Genomic DNA, 20,029 nt, shown 5'->3' with positions numbered 1-20,029 from the left:
TTTCCTTACAGCTCCGATAGTTTTTGGCAGCGCGGAATGCAAAAGGGCGGTTGACAGCGGGCCGCCGCACCCAGAGGATAATGGGTGGGAAAACGCTTTCTTGCACGGCGCAATTTCCGCTCCGGAAACTTCCCGGCCAGGCGGTTTTTCCTGCACCCGTGCTTCAATCCACCAATCATCAGGAGGCCGTTCAGCGTGCACAGCCAAGGCAGCACCGCCCGCCCGGTTCCGGCCGATGCCCCGCAAGGCAGCAACGCGCCCATCGACAGGAAGGCCCTGGTCAGGCGGCACAATGTCAGCCAGCAGACCCTGGACCCGCGAAGTCCGGTGTCAGTAGGCAACGGCGAGTTTGCCTTCACGATGGACCTGACCGGCGTGCAGTCTCTTCCGGCGGAGTATCCGGTGGGGGCACGCGACGACGCCCTCCCTCCGGGGACACTCCTCGGTACCCAGTCCCAATGGGGCTGGCATTCCACCCCCACAGAGGAAACCTACGGACTCGCCGGCTCCACCGTTACCTATGATTCCCCTCGCGGGCCGGTGCCGTATGTGGACATGGTGGGAGACATCGTCAATGACCGCGAGACAGGCACCTCCGCCGGCGAAACATGGCTGCGGGCGAACCCGCACCGGCTGGACCTGGGACGCATCGGCTTCATGCTGGCAACAGGCTCAACCGAACGGGCCATCAGCGGAGCGGACGTGGCCGGCACCGGGCAGACCCTCGACTTGTGGACCGGCACCGTCCACAGCGCCTTCACCCTGGGCGGCCGGCCGGTCAACGTCCTCACCGCGTGCCATCCGCGGCGCGATGAACTGGGCTTCCACGTGGAATCACCAGCCCTCCACGACGGGCTGGTGATCTGCGTTGACTTTCCCTACGGGTCCGAGGCATGGCACGACGCCGCCGACTGGAGCCGTCCGGAGGCCCACACCACCGTCCTCGGGGAGGCTGTCCCGTCAGTGATCCATCCCGGCTCGACGAGTTGGACCGTCCACCGCGAACTCGACCACTCCCGGTACCGGATGGTGGTCACCGGCCGCGGACTCGTCGTGGAACAAACGGGCAGGCACCGCATCCGGATCAGCGCGCTCCCCGGAGGTCCCGCTGCGCTTGACGCGGCTGTGGCCTTTATCCCGGCAGATGACGGTGACTGCATCCCGCGGGACGTCGCTTTCCCGGCGGCTGAATTGCCGGACGGAGACGCAAAGGCCGGTGCCGCCGTCGGGCCTTTCCCGGGAGCCAACGGCCCCGGCAGCAACATCGCCGCTGCCTCTGCAACCCATTGGGAAGGGTTTTGGACCACGGGCGGGGTCATGGAACTGGACGCGACCGCGGACGCCCGGGCCAAGGAGCTTGAGCGCCGCATTGTCCTCTCCCAGTACCTGACCGCCGTCAACTGTGCGGGTTCCCTCCCGCCCCAGGAAACAGGACTTGTCTGCAATTCGTGGCGCGGACGGTTCCATTTGGAGATGCACTGGTGGCACGCTGCGCACTTCGCCCTCTGGAACCGTGCCGAACTCCTCCTGCCGTCCCTGCGGTGGTACGCCACCATCCTGGAGACATCGCGGCGGACTGCGAGGGCGCAAGGGTTCGACGGCGTCCGCTGGCCCAAGCAGGTGGGCCCGGACGGGCGGGAGAGCCCCAGTCCGATCGGCACCTTCCTGATCTGGCAGCAGCCGCACCCCATCTACCTGGCAGAACTCGTCTACCGCGCCAATCCCTGCAAGGACGTCCTTGAGGAGTTCGCGGAGATCGTGTTCGAGTCGGCCGCGTTCATGGCCAGCTTCGCCCACCCCACCGCGCGGGGCTTCGAACTGGGGCCGCCCCTCATTCCGGCGCAGGAAAGCTACGGCCCGCTCCGGGCGGCCGTCACCAATCCCACCTTTGAGCTGGCGTACTGGCAGTGGGGCCTCCGGACTGCCGCCGCGTGGCGGGAACGGCTGGGCCTGGAACCCGTGGCGGCATGGCGGGACGTGGCCGGAGGACTCGTCCCGCCTCGGGTGATGGACGGCGTCTACGCCGCCATCGACGTGGAGCCGTTCACCATAAGGACTGACCACCCATCAATGCTGTGTGCGTTGGGGGTCCTGCCCCGGACGGACCTCATTGATGCAGACACCATGCGGGCCACGCTGGCCGATGTCCTGGCTGGCTGGGACTGGGACAGCACCTGGGGCTGGGACTACCCGGTCATGGCCATGGCCGCTGCCCGCCTGGGTGATCCGGAAGCCGCTGTGGACGCCCTTTTGCAGGACGCGGGCAAGAATACCGTGCTGGCCAACGGGCACAACCGCCAGACTGACTCCCTGCCGCTGTACCTGCCCGGCAACGGTGGCCTCCTCGCCGCCACCGCATTGATGGCCGCCGGATGGGACAACGGGCCGGACCGGCGCTCCCCCGGATTCCCGCCCGGCTGGACGGTGCGGTGGGAAGGACTGCTGGCGTCGCCCTAGCAGCCCGTTTGCCGGGGTCAGGTTTGGGGTGTCGCGCGGCGGGCGCCAAGGATCGTCTTGCGGGGTTTGCCATCGGAGGCGAGGTCGGCCTCGCGCACCGCTGACCATCCCGCGGAAACGAGATAGACCTGGCTGACCAGGTTGAACCAGATGAGCAGGCCGATGATGATGGCAAACGGTGCCAGGATGGGGTTGCGGCTGGCACCGCCCAGCAGTTCCGTGCTGAAGATCTGCAGGACGGTGGTGCCCACGGCAGCAAGGATGGTGCCCTCGAGTAGGGCCTGGCGGGAAAGCTTCAACCCGGCAGCCAACCGGAACATGATCATCGCCGTGACCCAGTTCAGGACCAACGGCACCACGATCTTGACGGACGTGGTCAGCGGGCCGGCGAGGGCATCGCTGAGATGCAGGAAATCCGCGACCCAGCCGGCGGCGGTGCCGAACACCAGCGACGCGCCTGCACTGATCACCAGGGCTACGCCCAGCAGCAGGAGGGTCCCGGCGTCCCGCAGCTTGAGCAGGATGGGATTGACCACCAGCGGAGGCAACTCGACGATGCCGCGGAGTCCGTCCCGGAGGCCGTTGATCCAGCCGAGCGAGGTAACCACCGTGACCACGGCGCTGATCACGGCCGTCCAGCCGAGTCCGCTGGGGTCAAGCAGGTCCTTGGGGTCCACCAGGCCTTCGCCGCCGTTGACCTTCAGCAGGCCCGGGGCGCTCCTGGCCACGCTGCTGATGATGGTGTCCAGCAATACCGGCTGGCCGCGGAGGACCAGGCCCGCAACGGAAAAGCCGGTAGCCAGCAGGCCGGTGATGGAGAAGAACATGTTGAAGCCGATGCCGGCGCTCATCAGCGGCCCGTAATGGAGGCCGTAGTGCCTGAACGCCCGCATGGGCCGCAGGACGTTCAGCCGGGCAGTGAACAACTGTACCCAGGCCAGCAGGGCCGGGACCTTGCCGCCGGATCGGCGCGCCTTGTGCCACTCCGTGCGCTTCTGGATCACGTCCAGCTTCAGCCGGGCGGATTCGGTAGGCAGGGGCTGCTGGTCAGCCGGCGTCCGTTGCGGTGTCCGCGGCGGCGTCCGTGAAGGGGGTGCCGGCGTCGTTGTTAGTTTCGGTCCCAAAATCCAGCTCTTCCCGTAGCTGCCAGATGCCGTCGGCATCATGCTCATAGAGTCCCATGCTAACCACGGGGAAGGTTGCCTTATAGTTTTTCAGTGCCGTTTCGGCCTCGTCCAGGCTCTCCGGGGCGACGTCGTGGGCAATCGTGACGTGGGGATGGTAGGAGAAGGGCAACTCACGGTGCAGGGGACCCTGCTGCAGTTTGCGGTGCAAATCCACGCAGTGCTCGAACCCGTCCTCGACCTTGATGAAGACAACAGGCGAGACCGGGCGGAAGGTGCCCGTCCCGGCGATAGTGACCATGAATGGCCTCTGGCACCGGGCAACCTCGCGGACGTGCCGGCGGGTTGCCTCCCAATCCTGGGTGGGCGTGGTGGTGATCAGCGTGATGTGTGCCGGTATCACTCCCGCCATCGGGTCCCCGAACGACGCCCGCCACCGCTGCAGCTCCGAGGCAATCTCGGCCGGGAAACCCAGGATGACGCCCACGCTGACGTCTTCGGTGCGGACCGCGTCGTCCTCCGCCACCGCGTCCTGGCCCGACTGGTCTTCGTAACGGTTACCCAGGGTCCGCTCCGCCTCGCTGGCGGAGGACGCGCCTCCCCTGGCGGTAGCGTTTCTCGAAGACATGGCGCTAGCGGACTCCAGCGAGGCTGAGGGAGGGCAGGAAGCCCATGCGCTCGTACACCCGCGCGAGGGTGACGGACGCGATCTCGCGGGCACGGTCAGCGCCCAGGGCCAGCAACCGGTCGAGCTCGGCGGGATCAGCCATGAGCTCGTTGGTACGGTTGCGGATCGGGGTGATGAAGTCCACCACCACCTCAGCGAGGTCCACCTTGAGGTGGCCGTACATCTTTCCCTGGTACTCGGCTTCCAGCTCGGCGACCGACTTGCCGGTGAGGGCGGAATAGATGGTCAGCAGGTTGGACACCCCGGGCTTTTCCTCGGCGTCAAAACGGATATCCGTGCCGGCGTCGGTGACCGCAGACTTGATGCGCTTGGCCGCCATCTTGGGATCTTCCAGCAGCTGGATGGCGCCGTTGGGCGACTCCCCCGTCTTGGACATCTTGGCGCTGGGGTTCTGGAGGTCGTAGATCTTGGCGCTCTCCTTGACGATTGTTGCCTCGGGCACCGTGAAGGTCTGGCCAAACCGCGTGTTGAAACGCTGGGCCAGGTTCCGGGTCAACTCAAGGTGCTGACGCTGGTCCTCCCCCACGGGTACGAGGTCGCTCTGGTAGAGCAGGATGTCCGCGGCCATCAGGGTGGGGTAGGCGAACAGGCCCAGCGTGGCGGAATCTGCTCCGGACTTCTGGGTCTTGTCCTTGAACTGGGTCATCCGCGATGCCTCACCAAAGCCGGTGATGCAGTTCAGTGCCCAGGCAAGCTGGGCGTGCTCGGGGACGTGGGACTGGACAAAGAAGATGCTCTTGTCCGGGTCGATGCCGGCCGCGATGTACTGCGCCGCGACAATGCGGGTCCGCTTGGCGAGTTCCCCGGGCTCGAAGTCCACCGTGATGGCGTGCAGGTCCGGGACGAAGAATACGGCGTCGTACTCTGCCTGCATGTCCACCCAGTTGCGCACGGCTCCGATGTAGTTGCCCAGGTGCAGGGAATCGGCGGTTGGCTTGGCTCCGGAGAGAATGCGCTTCTTGGCGGTCTGGGAAGTCTGGCTGGTCATGGAAAAACTTTCGGGCTTAGAGCTGGTAGTCCACTACCAGCGGTGCGTGATCGGAGAAGCGGGTGTCCCAGGAGGCTGCGCGGTCAACGACGGCGGACAGGGCGCCGGCCGCCAGCCCGGGGGTGGCCAAGTGGTAGTCGATGCGCCAACCGGTGTCGTTGTCGAAGGCTTTTCCGCGCTGGGACCACCAGGTGTAGGGCCCGTGCATCTCGCCGGCCAGGTTGCGGTGGACGTCGTGCCAGCCGATCTCCTCACCCAGGAAGCGATCGAAGTGTTCGCGTTCCGCCGGCAGGAAACCGGCCTTCTTCACGTTGCCCTTGGCGTTGCGGATATCGAACGGAGTGTGGGCGACGTTCAGGTCTCCCACCACCAGGGCATGGTCGCTGTGCTTGGTCAGCTCCGGGAGCCGGGTGCTCATGGCGTCGAGGAAACGGAACTTGTCGTCCTGCTTTGGCGTCCCCACCTCGCCCGAGTGCACATACGCACTGGCTACCGTGAGTTGGACGGGGTTGCCGGCGGCGTCCGGGAAACGGAAGTCGGCTTCAACCCAGCGGCCGGCCGTGGCAAAGTAGTCGTCGCCAATGCCGTTCCTGGTGGCCAGGGGCTCCTGGCGGGACGCGATGGCGACGCCGGCACGGCCCTTTGCTTCCGCCTCGGCGTGCAGGATATGCCAGTCATCCCCGAGCAGCTGCCGGACGATCGCGTCAGGGGCGCGCACCTCCTGCAGGCAGAGAATGTCCACTTCCCGCGGCTCAAGCCACGCGGCCATGCCGTTTTTGTAGGCAGCCCGAAGGCCGTTCACGTTGACGGATGCGATGCGAAGGTGGTCCTTCTTCAATGCCGAGCTCACCCGCTCCACTCTAGTCGATGATGGTTCCGGCGACCGGCTCTCCGCTGCCGCCCGAGGACTTGATCATGTCCCGGGCATTGGTGGCTGTGATCTCGATGGTCTCCAGGGCGCGGTTGATGGTGTCCTGGTTGGCGGCGGCACCCTTGGCGCGCTCCTCCTCCACCACCCGGACCTGCACCTGGACAATCTTGAAGGAGTGGTCGAGCTTGAGGTCGCGCACTTCATCCGCCTCGGAGCGTTCGTGGATCACGCGGGTTCCGCCATGATCAGCGGACGCCGGCGCCGGGGCGCGGCCGGTGGCCGTGTTGAAGGCGCTCTGTGCCTCGGAAAACTTCGCCCCGGCCTTCTTGGCGGCCCTTTGGATGCTGAAGACCACGAATGCAGCCAGCGCCAGCCAGAAGCCGGCGATGACCGCAACAACCCAGCCCACGACGTCGTTCTGGTTTGCCGCAAAGAGGACGGCCACGACGAACGCCGTCACCAGGACCATCAGGCCCGGCCCGCTGATGCGGAACATCGAAAAGCCGCCCCTGGTGCGGGCGGACGGAGTGGAAGGGTTACCCAGAGATCGCATGCGTCCATTGTCTCAAACGATGCGGCCTTCGCCGGCTCCCTTCCACCCCCGGCGAACAGCCCAGGAGCGGCCCGGTCACTTCTGCCGTCGGTCTCCGCTGCGCAAGACCTCCAGGCGCTGCCGGAACTCGGTTTCGTCCACCTCGCCGCGGGCATAACGCTCGCGCAGCACTCCCTCGGCGCCCTGGCCGGCTGCCCAGTGCTGGTTCCTGCGCCAGCTCCTGCGGGCCAGGAAGATGACCAGCGCGATGACCAGGAGCCAGAACAGAGGGAACAAAAGGAACCATGGGGAAAAGGCACCGTGCCACGGTCCGTAGACGACCGTATCGGCCGGCACCTGCGCGGCCGCGGACAAGGCTGCGGCGGACATTGCGGTGGTAAGCGAAGGCAACATGTTCAATCTCCCGACTCTTTGACCGGCCGTGGTTTCGGCCTTGTATCGAGTCTCGTCCGGGACGCCTGCCGGCGCGTCCGGCGGCGGGAGTCACCTGTGCGGGGCCACGTACTCCTCCGGTAGTCCGGCGGCTGCACCCGGTAACCGGCCTCAGCCCGTCCAGCCTGGCCGGACCAGGCCGGATTCGTACGCCAGCACCACCAACTGCACCCTGTCCCTGACCACAAGCTTCGCCATGATCCGCGAAACGTGCGTCTTTGCCGTGAGTGGAGTGATGAACAGCCGCTCGGCAATTTCCGCATTGTTCAACCCTTCACCCACAAGCTGGAGAACCTCCCGCTCCCGGTCGGTGATGCGGTCCAGTGCCACCGGCTGTTCGGCGGCCCGGGAGTGCCGTGCCAACTGGGCCATGATGCGCCGGGTCACCGAGGGCGAAAGCAGCGCGTCCCCGTCGTGCACTATGCGGACTGCGCGCAGCAGCTCGGCCGGTTCAGTGTCCTTGACCAGAAAACCGGCGGCACCTGCCCGGACGGCCTCGGCGATGTATTCGTCCAGCTCGAAGGTGGTGAGCATGACCACCCGGGTACCTGGCAGCGCAGAATCGGTGAGGATCTGCCGCGTTGCTTCCAGGCCATCGCCGTCCGGCATGCGGATATCCATCAGGACGACGTCCGGATGATACTGGCGGGCCAGCCGCACCGCTTCGCGCCCCGTGCCGCATTCGGCTACGACCTTCATGTCGGCTTCGGCGTCCAGCAGCGCCCGGAAGCCCGCACGGATCAGGTTCTGGTCATCAGCCAGCAGGATGCTGATCATGTTGGAGTCGGCCCTGCACTTGGCGCCAGCGGGAGGGCCGCGCGGACCCGCCAGCCTGTACCGGACGGCGCCGGCCCCAGCTTAAGTCCCCCGCCCAAAGCCACCACCCGCTCCCGCATGCCGGTGATGCCGTTACCTTCCGGCGCTGCGCCGGCACCGGCGCCGTCGTCGTCAATAATCACCAGCAGTTCCCCTCCTGACGCGTGGACTGAGACCTGGGCCGTCCCTGCACCGGAATGCCTGACAACATTGGTCAGTGCCTCCTGCACAATCCGGTACGCCGCTTCCTGCACTGTTCCCGGGACGTTTTCCATTCCGGGGTCGGCCTGCAGGCTGACATTCAGCCCCGCCCGCCGCGCATTGTCAACGATTTCCGGGACCCGGCCGAGGCTGGGCCGGGTGGTGGGGCTCAGCGGAACATCTTCCCGGAGCACGCCCAGCAGCTGGCGCACTTCAGCCAGTGATTCCTTACTTGCTGCTTTGATGGTCTCCAGGGCAGGGCGGAACTGCGCCGGGTCCTTCTCGCCCAAGTGCAACGCCACCGAGGCCCGCACGTTGATCAGGGACAGCGAGTGGGCCACCACGTCATGGATGTCCCTCGCCAAGGCGAGCCGGTATTCGTCGCGGGCAGCCTGCTCGGCGGCGGCCTGCTGGCGGTGCCGTTCGGCCACGCGTTCGCCGCGGAACCGCACCCCTTCTCCGATCAGGACCAGGACGGCCAGCCATGAGGACCCGGCAAACGCCCGGACGAACGCCGCCTCATCGCCGCTGCGCGCGGCGGCAAGAAACAACACCAGTATTCCGGCCGCCGCCCCCGACCAGGCCATCATGCGCTTTCCGGCCGCCGCCGTTAGGACCAGCGCCAGGGCGAAAGAGAGGACCACAGGACCCCACGCGTACCCCAGGGCAAGGTAGGCTCCGGTTGCCCCGGCGGCAACGGGCAGCATCACCAGCGGCGCGCGCCGGCGAAAAGCGAGGGCGGCGGGGCCAAGCAGCAGCAACGCCAGCGCCAGGGGATCCAGTGGCGCGTGGCCGGGTTGCCGCAAGGAAGCGAATGCCGACCCGGCCACCTGGATCACGGCGACCACCACCACGATGACGGCGGTGGGCGGTCCCCGGAAACGGCGCTGCATGGACCGAGCCTATGCCCGCGGGCGGTGAAAGTCGTCAGATGGGCGGCGTACGCCCCGTACTGCCCAGGGAGTAGGCGGGCTGCGTTTTGCGGCATCGTCGCGGACTTTAAAGCCCGACGGCGGCACGGCGCCTTCCGTGCGAAAGGTGCCGTGCCGCCGTCGTGCGCTTCGTCGCGGGACTACGGCAGGATGCCCGCTGCGCGTTCCGCCGCCTCTACCACGTTGGTCATCAGCAGCGCCACGGTCATGGGGCCGACGCCGCCAGGGTTCGGCGAGATCCAGCCCGCCACCTCGGCGGCGGCCGGATCGATGTCGCCGTAGACGCGGCTCTTGCCCGTCTCCGGATCGGTCTCACGGGTAACCCCGACGTCCAGCAGCGCCGCGCCAGGCTTGACGTCCGCAGCTTTGACGATGTGCTTGACGCCGGCAGCACCCACAATGACGTCCGCCTGCCGGAGCAGTTCCGAGAGGTTGGTGGTGCCGGTGTGGGTCAGGGTCACTGTGGCGTTGACGTCCCGGCGGGTCAGCAGCAGGCCGATGGACCGGCCGATCGTGACGCCGCGGCCCACCACCACAACGTGCTTGCCGGCCAGGCTGTACCCGTTGCGCTCGAGGAGCTCGATGACGCCCCGGGGCGTGCACGGCAGCGGCGTGGTGATCTTGTGGTTGACGTTCAGCACCAGCCGGCCAAGGTTGGTGGGGTGCAGGCCGTCGGCGTCCTTGGCAGGGTCGATCCGTTCCAGGATGGCGTCCGTGTCCAGGTGCTTGGGCAGCGGCAGCTGCACAATGTAGCCGTGGCAGGCGGGGTCCGCATTGAGCTCGTCAATGAGGGCCTCCACCTGCTCCTGGGTGGCGTCCGTGGGAAGCTCGCGCTGGATGGAGTTCATCCCGATCTGCGCAGACTGCTTGTGCTTCATGGAAACGTACAGCTGCGAGGCCGGATCCGCCCCGACGAGCACCGTGGCGATGCCCGGAATGACGCCCTTGGCCTTGAGTGCGGCCACGCGGTCAGTCAGTTCGGCCTTGATGGCAGCGGCGGTGGCCTTGCCGTCAAGGATCTGCGCGGTGGTGGTTTCAGTCATTGGTCACCACTGCTCGTGCTGGGGGTAGAGCGGGAAATCGGCTGCCAGCTTGTCAACGCGGGACTGCAGGGCCTCGACGTCGGCGCTGTTGCCTGCCTTGAGGGCGGTGGCGATGATCTCGGCGACCTCGGTGAACTCGGCAGCGCCGAATCCGCGGGTGGCCAGTGCCGGGGTGCCGATGCGCAGCCCGGACGTGACCATCGGCGGGCGGGGGTCGAACGGCACGGCGTTGCGGTTGACGGTGATGCCCACGGAGTGCAGGAGGTCCTCGGCCTGCTGGCCGTCCAGCTGGGAGTTGCGCAGGTCAACGAGCACCAGGTGGACGTCGGTGCCGCCGGTGAGGACGGAGACGCCTGCCTCGGCGACATCAGCCTGGTTCAGGCGGTCGGCGATGATCTTGGCGCCCTCGAGGACACGCTCCTGGCGCTCCTTGAATTCCTGCGTGCCGGCGATCTTGAAGGCCACGGCCTTGGCAGCGATGACGTGCATGAGCGGGCCGCCCTGCTGGCCCGGGAAGACGTTCGAGTTCAGCTTCTTGGCCCACTGTTCCTTCGCCAGGATCACACCCGAGCGGGGACCGGCGAGGGTCTTGTGCACGGTGGAGGTGACGACGTCGGAGTACGGCACCGGGCTGGGGTGCAGTCCGGCGGCAACCAGGCCGGCGAAGTGAGCCATGTCGGTCCAGAGCAGCGCGCCCACTTCATCGGCGATGGAGCGGAAGGCGGCGAAGTCAAGGTGGCGCGGGTAGGCGGACCAGCCGGCGATGATGACCTGCGGCTTTTCGGCGATGGCCTGCTCGCGCAGCTTGTCCATGTCGATGCGGAAGTTGTCTTCCTCGACCTGGTACGCGGCAACCTGGTACAGCTTGCCGGAGAAGTTAAGCTTCATGCCGTGGGTCAGGTGGCCGCCGTGTGCCAGGGACAGGCCCAGGATCTTGTCGCCCGGGGTGATCATGGCGGAGAGCGCGGCAGCGTTGGCCTGCGCGCCGGAGTGCGGCTGGACGTTGGCGTACTCGGCGCCGAACAGGGCCTTGACCCTGTCGATGGCCAGTTGTTCTGCGACGTCAACGTACTCGCAGCCGCCGTAGTAGCGGCGGCCGGGGTAGCCCTCGGCGTACTTGTTGGTCAGGACGGAGCCCTGGGCTTCCATCACGGCGCGCGGCGCGAAGTTCTCGGAAGCAATCATTTCCAGGGTGCCGCGCTGGCGGCCAAGCTCCTGGTCCAGGACTGCGGCGATTTCGGGGTCGAGCTCAGCCAGCGGCTGGTTGCTGACGGCTGTGGTTGAGGTGGCTGTAGTAGTCACGAAGAACTCCTGGCTAGGGATATGGGCACTGCTTAGGTCAGGCTACCGGCTGTCGTGCCCCCGCACCGTGTTGATGACAGTGCGTGGAAGCACAAGGCATGGTGCTGCTGCACTGACGCAGGAGCAGCCCCACAACCGGCAAAACATGACCCTCGGCCCAGGCGTACGATCCGTGGTCTTCGTGATTGCCGCTCCCTGGTGGTTAGCCACCCAACGCCAGTTGCGACCATCCCAGCCTACCAAAACCACCGCCCGCCGCGCGGGTAGGCTATTACGCGTGAATGAAGAGCAGCTGAACCAAGCGTACGTCGTAACCCTGTCCTGCCCGGACCGCCCCGGAATCGTCCACGCAGTGGCTGGCGCCCTCCTGGTGGCAGGGTGCAACATTACGGATTCGCAGCAGTACGGCAGCCCCACAACGGGCAACTTCTTCATGCGCGTGGAGGTCACCACGCCCGCCCCAAAGCCCGAACTGCTTGCGGCCCTTGAGCCGGTGGCGGAAGCGTTCTCCATGCAGTGGAGCCTCAATACTGTCGGCGACAAGGTGCGCACCCTGGTGCTTGCCAGTACCTCCGCGCACTGCCTCAACGACCTTCTTTTCCAGCAGCGTTCCGGGACCCTGCCTGTCGAGATCCCCGCCATCGTGTCCAACCACCAGGACCTCGCCGGGCTCGCCGAGTTCTACGGCATCCCGTTCCACTACATTCCCGTGACCAAGGACACCAAGGCCCAGGCGGAAGACAAGCTGCGCGGCATCATCGCCGAACACGACATCGAACTGACGGTCCTGGCCCGTTACATGCAGATCCTCTCCGACGAGCTCTGCACCGAGCTGACGGGCAAGGCCATCAACATCCACCACTCGTTCCTGCCGTCCTTCAAGGGCGCCAAGCCGTACCACCAGGCCCATGCGCGCGGTGTGAAGTTGATCGGCGCCACGGCCCACTACGTGACGGCAGCCTTGGACGAGGGACCGATCATCGAGCAGGAAGTCATCCGGGTGGACCACGCCCGCACGGCGGAGCAGTTCGTCCAGATGGGCCGCGACGTGGAGGGGCGCACCCTGGTCCAGGCCGTGCAGTGGCATGCCGAGCACCGCGTGCTGCTGGACGGCAACCGCACGGTGGTCTTCAACTAAGGGACGTTCCGCCCTAGGCCGGGCAACGCCCCGGCCATAGGCTGGCGCCATGCGGGTCAATCCGGGTTCCGGGGATCACGAGGCCACCCTGGCCGCGTTCTACGACCGATACGCCGGTGCGCCGAACTCCAGGTGCAGGACGCGCCACCGGGTCGAATGCCGCGCGTGGTTCATCCGGCTGCTCAAGGACGAGCAGCGGCATTCGGTGGTCGAACTTGGTTGCGGCACCGGCGACGAAGGCCTCGAGTTCGTCGGCGCGGGACTGCACTACTGTGGCGTCGACCTGTCAGGCGAAAGCGTCCGCCGGGCGCGGGCCAAAGGGCTGGACGCCACCGTTGCCAGCGGACGGAGCCTGCCCTTCAAGGACAGTTCGTTCTCCGCCGCCTGGTCCATGAGCACCCTCCTGCATGTGCCCAACGCCGGCATCCACGACGTCGTCAGCGAGCTGGTACGCGTCTGCGCACCGGGAGCGCCAATCGCCGTCGGCCTCTGGTCCGGCGAGGATGAAGAACTGCTGAACCCGGAAGACCTTGAGGAACCGCGGCGGTTCTTCAGCCGCCGCAGCGATGCCGCCGTACGGACAATTTTTGGTGTGCACGGCGAGGTGGAGCATTTCCGGACCTGGCCGGAAGGCAGCGGGGACGAGTCCGGCCCGGGGCGTGGCGCCTGGACGCAGCACTACCAGTTCCTGGTCCTCCGCACCCCAGTCGCAATGGGCGCAGGAGCGGACGTATACAGGGGTGGCTTAGGGTGAAGCCATGGCTCCTCTATACCCTTTCGGCGGCAACTCCCCTGCCGTCCATGAATCAGCGTTCATCGCCCCGTCGGCGTCGATCATCGGCAATGCAACCCTGGCCGCAGACTCCAGCGCGTTCTACGGGGTATCCGTCCGCGCCGACACGGCCGCCATCACCGTGGGTGCCGGCAGCAACCTGCAGGACAACGTGGTGCTGCACGCCGACCCCGGCTTCCCCTGCACGGTGGGCGACCGGGTCAGCGTGGGGCACGCCGCCGTCGTGCATGGCTGCACCGTGGAGGACGACTGCCTCATCGGGATGGGCGCAACGGTCCTCAACGGTGCCGTGATCGGTACCGGCTCGCTGGTGGCGGCCGGCGCCGTCGTCCTGGAGGGGACAGTGGTTCCGCCACGCTCCTTGGTTGCGGGGGTCCCGGCCAAGGTGCGCCGGGAACTGACGGAGGAGGAGTTCGACGGCGTGCGCGCCAACGCTGCCCGGTACGTTGAGCTCGCGGCGAAACACCGCGAGCTGCATGCCTGACGCAGTCCCCGCTGGGTCAGTCCAGGCTGATTGGCCCCATTTCGTCGAGCAGGTCGCCCGGGCCGGGGTTGCCCGGAGCTGACGAGCCGCCCAGGTGGTTCACCACGCCCCATACCGCGTTCAAGCCGGTGGTGACGGCGCCTTCCGCCCAGCCGGCAGTGAAGGAGACGTCATCGCCGGCCAGGAAGATCCCGCGCTGGGATTCCGGCAGCGCGTCCTGCTTGAAGTGCGTGAACAGCCGCTGCTGGTAGCGGTAGTGCCCGGGCAGGTTGGCTTTGAAGGCACCCATGAAGTTGGGGTCCGCCTCCCAGGACACGGTAATGGGCTGCCCCACGATGTGACCGGCAATGTCCACGCCCGGGTAGATCTGCTCCAGCGAGTGCAGCATCAGTTCCACGCGCTCGTCCGCGTCCAGGGCAAGCCACTTCAGGGCGTCGTCGTTCCATGTATAGGACAACAGGATGACGGCGGGCTGGTCCGGGCCGTTGTCCAGCAGGTAGGTGGCGCGGTTCAGCCGGTCCGTCAGGGTCATGGACAGGACCTCGCGGCCGGTTTCCGGGTCGGTGTCCTTCCAGAACGGCCGGTCCACCATGACGAACGTCTTGGACGACTGCATATAGTGCGAGCGCTCCATCGCGGTCCACAGTTCGGCGGGGAACAACGCTTCCTCGGTGTGGATGCGGGTGGACAGCAGCCATGACTGGCACGTGCTCACCACTGCCGGGTAGCTGGCCTCGCGGCCCCAGCGTTCACGGATCCGCAGGTTCCCGTCCGGGTCCCGGCTGATCTTCCCCACGGCGCCGCGGGGCGAGCCGGAGTGGAGCGAGGCAAGGGAGGTGCCGGCGGGCCAGTGCACCAGGTCCGACGGCGCGTGCTGCCAGAGTGCCTCGGGCAGTCGCTGCGCTCCCCCGCGGATGAACCGGTGCTGGTCGTCCGCGTCGGTGTACACCACACGGAGGATCTCCAGGATGGAGTTGGGAAAGTCCGTGTCCCAGCCTCCGGTGCCGAATCCCACCTGGCCAAAGGCTTCCCGGTGCGCGAACCCTGCCTTCTTGAATGAGTCGCTCGCGGCGATGAACCCGTAGAAGGTCTGCTCATCCATCAGGGGCAGCAGTTCGTTCCACAGTTCCTTGATCCTGGCAGTGTCGCGTGAGCGGATGGCGTCCTGCATCTCCGCGAACTTCGCGCCGTCGTTGACAGCCGCTTTCCAGGCGTCCGCAACCTCACGGAAGAAGGGCGGAAGGTCGCCCGGCTTTTCCGCGTAGTGCTTCCTGCCTGCCAGCTCGATCACGGTACTGGAGGTGGCCTCGGCGAGGGGGTTGGGGAAGTCACAGGTTTCCAGGCCGAGCAGGTCCACGTAGTGGTAGAAGGCCTTTCCCGAGACCGGGAAACGCATGCCGCCGAGGTCTGCCACCACTCCGGGCGCCGCCGGGAAGGCGGCGGTGCGGAGCCGGCCGCCGATCTGGTCTGCTTCGTAGACCACCGGGCGAAGGCCAAGCTTCATCAGCTCGTAGGCCGTCACCAGGCCGGAGAGCCCGGCTCCGATCACTGCCACTTCGGTGCCGTGCAACTCCGGCGGGACCGATCCCATGCCGTCCGGGTGGGCCAGGTAGTGGTCGTAGCTGAACGGGAAGTCGGGGTTCAGCATGGTGATGGGTGCCTGGCCGCCGGCCCCCGGTCCTGGTGCTGCCTCCTGCCGGCTGGAGGTGCTGGAGGGATCAAAAGCCGGCAATTCGGTGGCGATGGTCATGAGTGTTCTGCTTTCACAGGTTCCTGGCTCGGGGCCTTGGCGGTCAGTTCACGGTAGTCGAGCTCGCTCAGGGCCGCTACCTTGGAGTTCCGGCGTCCATAGCCGAAGTAGATGGCGATTCCCACCAGCATCCATGCGCCGAAGACAACCCATGTATCGGCGCCGAGGTTCGCCATCAGGTAGGCGCACATGAGCGTTCCCAGCACGGGCGTGAGCGGGTACAGCGGCACCCGGAAGCTGCGCTCCAGGTCGGGGCGGTTGCGTCGCAGGTAGATGACGGCGATGTTGACCAGGGCGAAAGCGAACAGCGTTCCGATGCTGGTGGCATCCGCCAGCGCGCCGAGCGGCACGAGTCCTGCGGTCAGGGCGACGGCGGTACCCACAATGAGGGTTCCGGCGGCCGGGGTGCCGGTCCGGGCGGAGACACGCCCAAAGACCTTGGGCACCAGGCCGTCCCGGGACATCGAGAGCAGGATGCGCGTCTGGCCGTACAGCACCGTGAGGACGATGCTGGCAATGGCAAGGACGGCGCCAATGGAGAAGACCAGGGCAATCCATGGCTGGTGGGTGGTCTCCTCCAGGATCTGGACGAGGGCGGCCTCGGTACCGTCGAACCAGCCCCAGGGCCGGGCGCCGATGGCGGCGACCGCCACGAGGACGTAGACACTGGTGACGATCACCATGGAGAGCAGGATGGCCCGGGGAAGGTCGCGCTTGGGGTTCCTGGCCTCCTCGCCGGCGGTGGAGGCGGCGTCAAAACCGATGTAGGAGAAGAACACCCGCGAGGCCGCTGCGGAAACACCGGCGGCTCCCATGGGCAGGAGCGGTTCGAAGTTACCCGCGTTGAAGGCGGTAAAGGCGACGGCGCAGAAGAAGAGCAGGATGCCTATTTTGATGATGACGACGGCCGTGTTGATCCAGGCGCTTTCCCGGGCACCGCGGACCAGCAGGACCATGGCCAGTACCACGATGGCCACCGCCGGAATGTTCACCAGTCCGCCGTCGCCGGGAGGCTGGGAGATAGCATCCGGGAGCACCTGCCCAAACGCCGCCAGTGCTTCATTGACGTACTGGCCGGCACCGACAGCCACTGCGGCCACGGAGACGGCGTACTCAAGGACCAGGCACCATCCGCAGATCCATGCCATGCCCTCGCCCATGGTGGCGTAGGAATAGGAGTAGCTGGAGCCTGCCACCGGAACCAGGCCGGCCATTTCAGCATAGGACACCGCGGAGAGCAGAGCGGCTACGCCGGCAATGACGAACGAGATCCAGATGGCCGGCCCGGCCAGCGGGACTGACTCTCCAAGGATCACCAGGATGCCGGTCCCGAGCGTGGCGCCAACACTGATCATGGTGAGGTGGAGGACGCCGAAGCTGCGGACCAGCGCGGTGCCGCCCTCACCGCTTCCGGCTTCACTGACCATCTGGCCGATCGGTTTGCGGCGCAGGAGCTGGTCCGCGAGCCGCGGCCGGGATGCTGCTGGCGCAATGGGTTTCTCGGTGGTCACAGGCACAGTCACCGTTGACGTCCCTTCAGAGTAGTTGTCGGTTTCCCCTCACCAAGGTTGGCATGTGAGCCAACTCTCAGGACGGTGCAAAATGACCTATAGTAGCCAGGCATGAGACTTTATGCACAATATCCGACCACGGTTGCGGCGGCCCGGCCAGGCTTCTGCGCCGCCTCGAAGAGCCATGCCTGCTGAGCCCGCGGCCACCAGTCGGCTGAGCTTCGTCACCCTGCAACAGTTCCTTGACCAGCTGCCGCCGCTGTTGACGACGCTCCACGACGGCAGCAGCGGCGGACGGCTGCTGCGGTGGGTTGAGCCCAGTGAGCTGGAGGATCCGACGCCCTACCTCCCGGAGGGTGAGTTCCTGCTGACGGCGGGCCTTCCGTTCCTGGGCGACGGCGGAGCGGCCGCCAGCGTGGACGCGTACGTCCGGCGGCTGGTGGACGCCAAGGTGGCCGCCCTGGGCTTCGGAATCAGGCCGTACTTCGACGCCGTTCCGGATGTAGTCATCGATGCGTGCCGCCGGCATAACCTCACCTTGTTCGAAGTGCCGGAATCACTCCCCTTCGCGGCCATTGGCCTTCAGTTCTCGCAGCTTCTTGAGTCCGACAATGCGAGGGTCTTCCGGCAACTGGCAGAGACCAACCGGCAGTTAATGCGCGCAGTCCTCTCCCCCAGGCCGGAACATGAACTGCTGGCGGCACTGGTCCAGCGCGTGCCCGTCTGGGCGGTGATGGTGGGAGCGGACGGCCGGATCCGGGCCCGCGGCACCAGCGGTGGCGGCAGCCCCGCCGTCGAACTTTCCCTGCTGGAACCCATGCTTAAGCGCCTGCTGTCCGGCAGCGGCCCCCGGGTGGAGATGGACGGGTTCGGCCAGCCCGGCTCGGCCCTGGTGGTCGGCCATCCGCTGCGCAGCACCAAGGATGCCAACCTGGGCGCCCTGGTCCTCGGTTCGGACGCCCCGTTGACGCCGGCGCAGAACAACGTGGTCCAGTCCGCCGTCGGCCTCCTCGAACTGTTGGTACGGCAGCGCACCAGCGGCTCCTTGGCCCCCAGCCAGCTGGCCACGGCTGTCCTGCTGCACCCCGAAAGCCTCACTACCGGGGGCAGCAGGCACCTGAACGCGCTCCGGGACCTGATGGCGCAGAGCCTTACCTCCACCCGGTCCGCGGCCATGCGGGTAGTGCAGGGCATCAAGATGGACGCGCCGGAGTGGCCTGCGGGCGACAGCCCGGTCAGGGAACTCCTGCAGTGGCGGCGGCTGTTCGACACCAAGCTGGTGGAAATCACCGACTACGGATTCGCCGCAATAACCAGGCTGAGGGTGGACGATTCCCTGCTCGACGAGGTCGAGAAACTCGGCTGGCGCCTGGTGATCGGCGAACCCACCGAACTCACCGGACTGGCCGCCGCATATCAGGGTGCCAGCTCCCTGCGGAGCCAAGTGCAGAGAAGTGGACAAAGCGTCCGCGCCGACGAGGTTCAGTGGTCAGTGGCCGGGCTGCTGGGCCGCGAAGCCGGGACCATGCTGGCGGAACGGCTCCTGCATCCAGTGCTGGCGCTGGAACCGGACCGGCGCGATCCCCTGCTGGCAGTCCTGCGCGGCTGGCTCACCGAGAACGGCAGCTGGGACGGCTCCGCCAAGCTCCTGGGGCTTCACCGGAACAGTGTGCGGCGGCAGATCGGGGTCCTTGCCGACCTGCTCGGAATGGACCTGAACCAGGCGCAGGTGCGGGCAGAGCTGTGGATCGCGCTGCAGTACGTGGACGGGGTGACCGACGGGACGGCGGGCAACGGTTAGGGCAGGTTCTCCGCGGGCCGGTCAGGTTCGGGCGCAAGGCCAACCTCCCACTCGCGGTACAGCTCCGGCCGGCGCTCCCTGAGGTACGGCACATCGTCCCTGGCGGCGCGGACAGCATCCGGATCCACCGTGGCGAAAAGCAGTTCCGGAGCGTTTCCCGCTTCGGCCAGCAGGCGGCCATCCGGGCCCGCCACCACGCTTCCCCCGCCGAACGTGTAAGAATCTTCGGTGCCACAGTGATTGGCGTATGCCACGGTCAGCTGGCTTTCCAGCGCGCGGGCACGGACAAGCACCTGGGGCACAGCATCAAAACCCGCCGACAAGGCGGTGGGCACCAGCAGCAGCTCCGCGCCGCGGGCGGCAGCCGCCCTGGCGGCTTCGGGGAATTCGATGTCGTAGCAGATCAGCAGCGAGGTCCGGACGCCGAGGAAGTCGACGACGGCGGGCGGCTCGTTGGCCGCAACGAACGCCTTGCGTTCCTCGTCGCCGAAGAGATGCACCTTGGCGTACCGGAGGAGTTCCGCGCCGGTGGCATCGACCAGGGACGCGGATATGTTCCAGTCGCCAGAGCCCGCGCGGCCCATGTCCCGGGATGAGCCGCCCCCGTTGACGACGGCGATCCCGGCGGTCCCGTCGGCTTCCGCTGCTTCGGCTGGTTCGGCGGCTTCGGCCGGAAGGCTGTAGACGAGCGCGATCCCGTTGCGGCGGGCGATTCCGGCGAGCCTTTCGCGGATGGCGGGAAGGGTTGCCGGGTCGAACTCGTTTCGCAGCCGCAGCGGAGCGTAGCCCACGGGGAACAGCTCCGGAGTCAGGAGCAGGCCTGCGCCGGCGCGGGCGGCCTGGCCGGCGGCCTCATCAATGGTCCGGAGATTGGCATCAACGTCCAGGACCGCAGCATTCGCCTGCAGGACGGACAGCAGCATCATTACCACCTTCTGTATGCCTATCCATGCGGAGTGGACCGGCCGGGCTGTTCACTCCCTCCAGCGTAGCCAGCCACGGGGATAAGGCGCTGGGTCGTTTGGACCCGCCCACCCCTGCATCGGGACGGAATGCACGGATGTCTCAAGCGGCCCCGCCCCGCCGCCCTTTCCGTACACCTACTCTGGTCGTATGCGTTAACTTCTTGACTGCAAGAGCAGCGA

Annotated in this window: 18 protein-coding genes and 1 riboswitch; of the genes, 5 read left to right on the top strand and 13 right to left on the bottom strand. The window is 66.9% G+C overall.

Going from position 1 to position 20,029, the window contains the following annotated elements:
* Nucleotides 1–195: 195 nt before the first annotated feature.
* Nucleotides 196–2,457 (top strand): hypothetical protein, encoded by a 2,262-nt coding sequence (locus AB4Y79_RS11065; RefSeq protein ID WP_441861459.1) that lies wholly within the window; start codon nucleotides 196–198, stop codon nucleotides 2,455–2,457.
* A gap of 17 nt (nucleotides 2,458–2,474) precedes the next feature.
* Here the strand turns inward: AB4Y79_RS11065 and AB4Y79_RS11060 are convergent, their stop codons facing one another.
* From AB4Y79_RS11060 to glyA, 10 genes are all read right to left on the bottom strand, one after another.
* Complete coding sequence (locus tag AB4Y79_RS11060) at nucleotides 2,475–3,383, bottom strand: YihY/virulence factor BrkB family protein (protein WP_441861797.1); 909 nt, start codon at nucleotides 3,381–3,383, stop codon at nucleotides 2,475–2,477.
* A 121-nt stretch (nucleotides 3,384–3,504) separates the two neighbouring features.
* Nucleotides 3,505–4,209, bottom strand: coding sequence for a 2'-5' RNA ligase family protein (locus AB4Y79_RS11055; protein WP_441861456.1), 705 nt, complete (start codon nucleotides 4,207–4,209; stop codon nucleotides 3,505–3,507).
* A 4-nt stretch (nucleotides 4,210–4,213) separates the two neighbouring features.
* Nucleotides 4,214–5,257, bottom strand: a complete 1,044-nt coding sequence (gene trpS, locus AB4Y79_RS11050) for a tryptophan--tRNA ligase (protein ID WP_441861453.1) — start codon at nucleotides 5,255–5,257, stop codon at nucleotides 4,214–4,216.
* Nucleotides 5,258–5,273: 16 nt separating this feature from the next.
* Nucleotides 5,274–6,107, bottom strand: coding sequence for an exodeoxyribonuclease III (locus tag AB4Y79_RS11045; protein WP_441861450.1), 834 nt, complete (start codon nucleotides 6,105–6,107; stop codon nucleotides 5,274–5,276).
* A 10-nt stretch (nucleotides 6,108–6,117) separates the two neighbouring features.
* Nucleotides 6,118–6,681 (bottom strand): hypothetical protein, encoded by a 564-nt coding sequence (locus AB4Y79_RS11040; protein WP_441861448.1) that lies wholly within the window; start codon nucleotides 6,679–6,681, stop codon nucleotides 6,118–6,120.
* Nucleotides 6,682–6,756: 75 nt separating this feature from the next.
* A complete protein-coding gene (locus tag AB4Y79_RS11035; RefSeq protein ID WP_441861445.1) occupies nucleotides 6,757–7,074 on the bottom strand; it encodes an SHOCT domain-containing protein in 318 nt (105 codons plus the stop codon).
* 150 nt (nucleotides 7,075–7,224) lie between these two features.
* Nucleotides 7,225–7,890: a response regulator gene (locus AB4Y79_RS11030; RefSeq protein WP_441861442.1), complete on the bottom strand. Its 666-nt coding sequence runs from the start codon at nucleotides 7,888–7,890 to the stop codon at nucleotides 7,225–7,227.
* Nucleotides 7,887–9,023 carry a sensor histidine kinase gene (locus AB4Y79_RS11025; RefSeq protein WP_441861439.1) on the bottom strand — a complete coding sequence of 379 codons (1,137 nt, stop codon included), beginning with the start codon at nucleotides 9,021–9,023 and terminating at the stop codon, nucleotides 7,887–7,889. Before AB4Y79_RS11025 ends, AB4Y79_RS11030 begins: the two co-directional genes overlap by 4 nt.
* 179 nt (nucleotides 9,024–9,202) lie before the next feature.
* Entirely contained in the window at nucleotides 9,203–10,105 is a 903-nt protein-coding gene (locus AB4Y79_RS11020; protein WP_441861436.1) for a bifunctional methylenetetrahydrofolate dehydrogenase/methenyltetrahydrofolate cyclohydrolase, read from the bottom strand.
* A 3-nt stretch (nucleotides 10,106–10,108) separates the two neighbouring features.
* Nucleotides 10,109–11,407 carry a serine hydroxymethyltransferase gene (glyA, locus tag AB4Y79_RS11015; protein WP_441861433.1) on the bottom strand — a complete coding sequence of 433 codons (1,299 nt, stop codon included), beginning with the start codon at nucleotides 11,405–11,407 and terminating at the stop codon, nucleotides 10,109–10,111.
* Nucleotides 11,408–11,555: 148 nt separating this feature from the next.
* Nucleotides 11,556–11,641: riboswitch (ZMP/ZTP riboswitch) on the bottom strand.
* A gap of 43 nt (nucleotides 11,642–11,684) precedes the next feature.
* On the opposite strand from glyA, the gene purU reads away from it, so the two are divergent.
* Genes purU through AB4Y79_RS11000 form a run of 3 tightly spaced genes read left to right on the top strand, consistent with a single transcriptional unit; the run spans nucleotide 11,685 to nucleotide 13,822 of the window.
* Nucleotides 11,685–12,545 (top strand): formyltetrahydrofolate deformylase, encoded by an 861-nt coding sequence (purU, locus tag AB4Y79_RS11010; protein ID WP_441861430.1) that lies wholly within the window; start codon nucleotides 11,685–11,687, stop codon nucleotides 12,543–12,545.
* Nucleotides 12,546–12,594: 49 nt separating this feature from the next.
* Nucleotides 12,595–13,299 (top strand): class I SAM-dependent methyltransferase, encoded by a 705-nt coding sequence (locus AB4Y79_RS11005; RefSeq protein ID WP_441861427.1) that lies wholly within the window; start codon nucleotides 12,595–12,597, stop codon nucleotides 13,297–13,299.
* 4 nt (nucleotides 13,300–13,303) lie between these two features.
* Nucleotides 13,304–13,822, top strand: coding sequence for a gamma carbonic anhydrase family protein (locus AB4Y79_RS11000; protein WP_441861424.1), 519 nt, complete (start codon nucleotides 13,304–13,306; stop codon nucleotides 13,820–13,822).
* Between the two features lie 16 nt (nucleotides 13,823–13,838).
* On the opposite strand, the gene AB4Y79_RS10995 is transcribed toward AB4Y79_RS11000, so the two are convergent.
* Both AB4Y79_RS10995 and AB4Y79_RS10990 read right to left on the bottom strand, forming a co-directional pair.
* Nucleotides 13,839–15,572: an FAD-dependent oxidoreductase gene (locus tag AB4Y79_RS10995; RefSeq protein WP_441861421.1), complete on the bottom strand. Its 1,734-nt coding sequence runs from the start codon at nucleotides 15,570–15,572 to the stop codon at nucleotides 13,839–13,841.
* Nucleotides 15,569–17,095, bottom strand: coding sequence for an amino acid permease (locus tag AB4Y79_RS10990; protein ID WP_441861418.1), 1,527 nt, complete (start codon nucleotides 17,093–17,095; stop codon nucleotides 15,569–15,571). Before AB4Y79_RS10990 ends, AB4Y79_RS10995 begins: the two co-directional genes overlap by 4 nt.
* Before the next feature lie 172 nt (nucleotides 17,096–17,267).
* On the opposite strand from AB4Y79_RS10990, the gene AB4Y79_RS10985 reads away from it, so the two are divergent.
* Nucleotides 17,268–18,884 (top strand): PucR family transcriptional regulator ligand-binding domain-containing protein, encoded by a 1,617-nt coding sequence (locus AB4Y79_RS10985; RefSeq protein WP_441861415.1) that lies wholly within the window; start codon nucleotides 17,268–17,270, stop codon nucleotides 18,882–18,884.
* Here the strand turns inward: AB4Y79_RS10985 and AB4Y79_RS10980 are convergent.
* The gene (locus tag AB4Y79_RS10980; RefSeq protein WP_441861412.1) at nucleotides 18,881–19,810 is read right to left on the bottom strand and encodes a nitrilase-related carbon-nitrogen hydrolase; all 930 of its coding nucleotides are present in this window, start codon (nucleotides 19,808–19,810) and stop codon (nucleotides 18,881–18,883) included. The two genes, AB4Y79_RS10985 and AB4Y79_RS10980, sit on opposite strands and share 4 nt — an antisense overlap.
* Nucleotides 19,811–20,029 lie beyond the last annotated feature (219 nt).

The sequence above is a fragment of the Pseudarthrobacter sp. YAF2 genome (assembly GCF_052113345.1).
In the GTDB taxonomy this organism is placed as follows: Bacteria; Actinomycetota; Actinomycetes; order Actinomycetales; family Micrococcaceae; genus Arthrobacter.
This window is presented reverse-complemented; position numbering and strand designations above follow the sequence as displayed.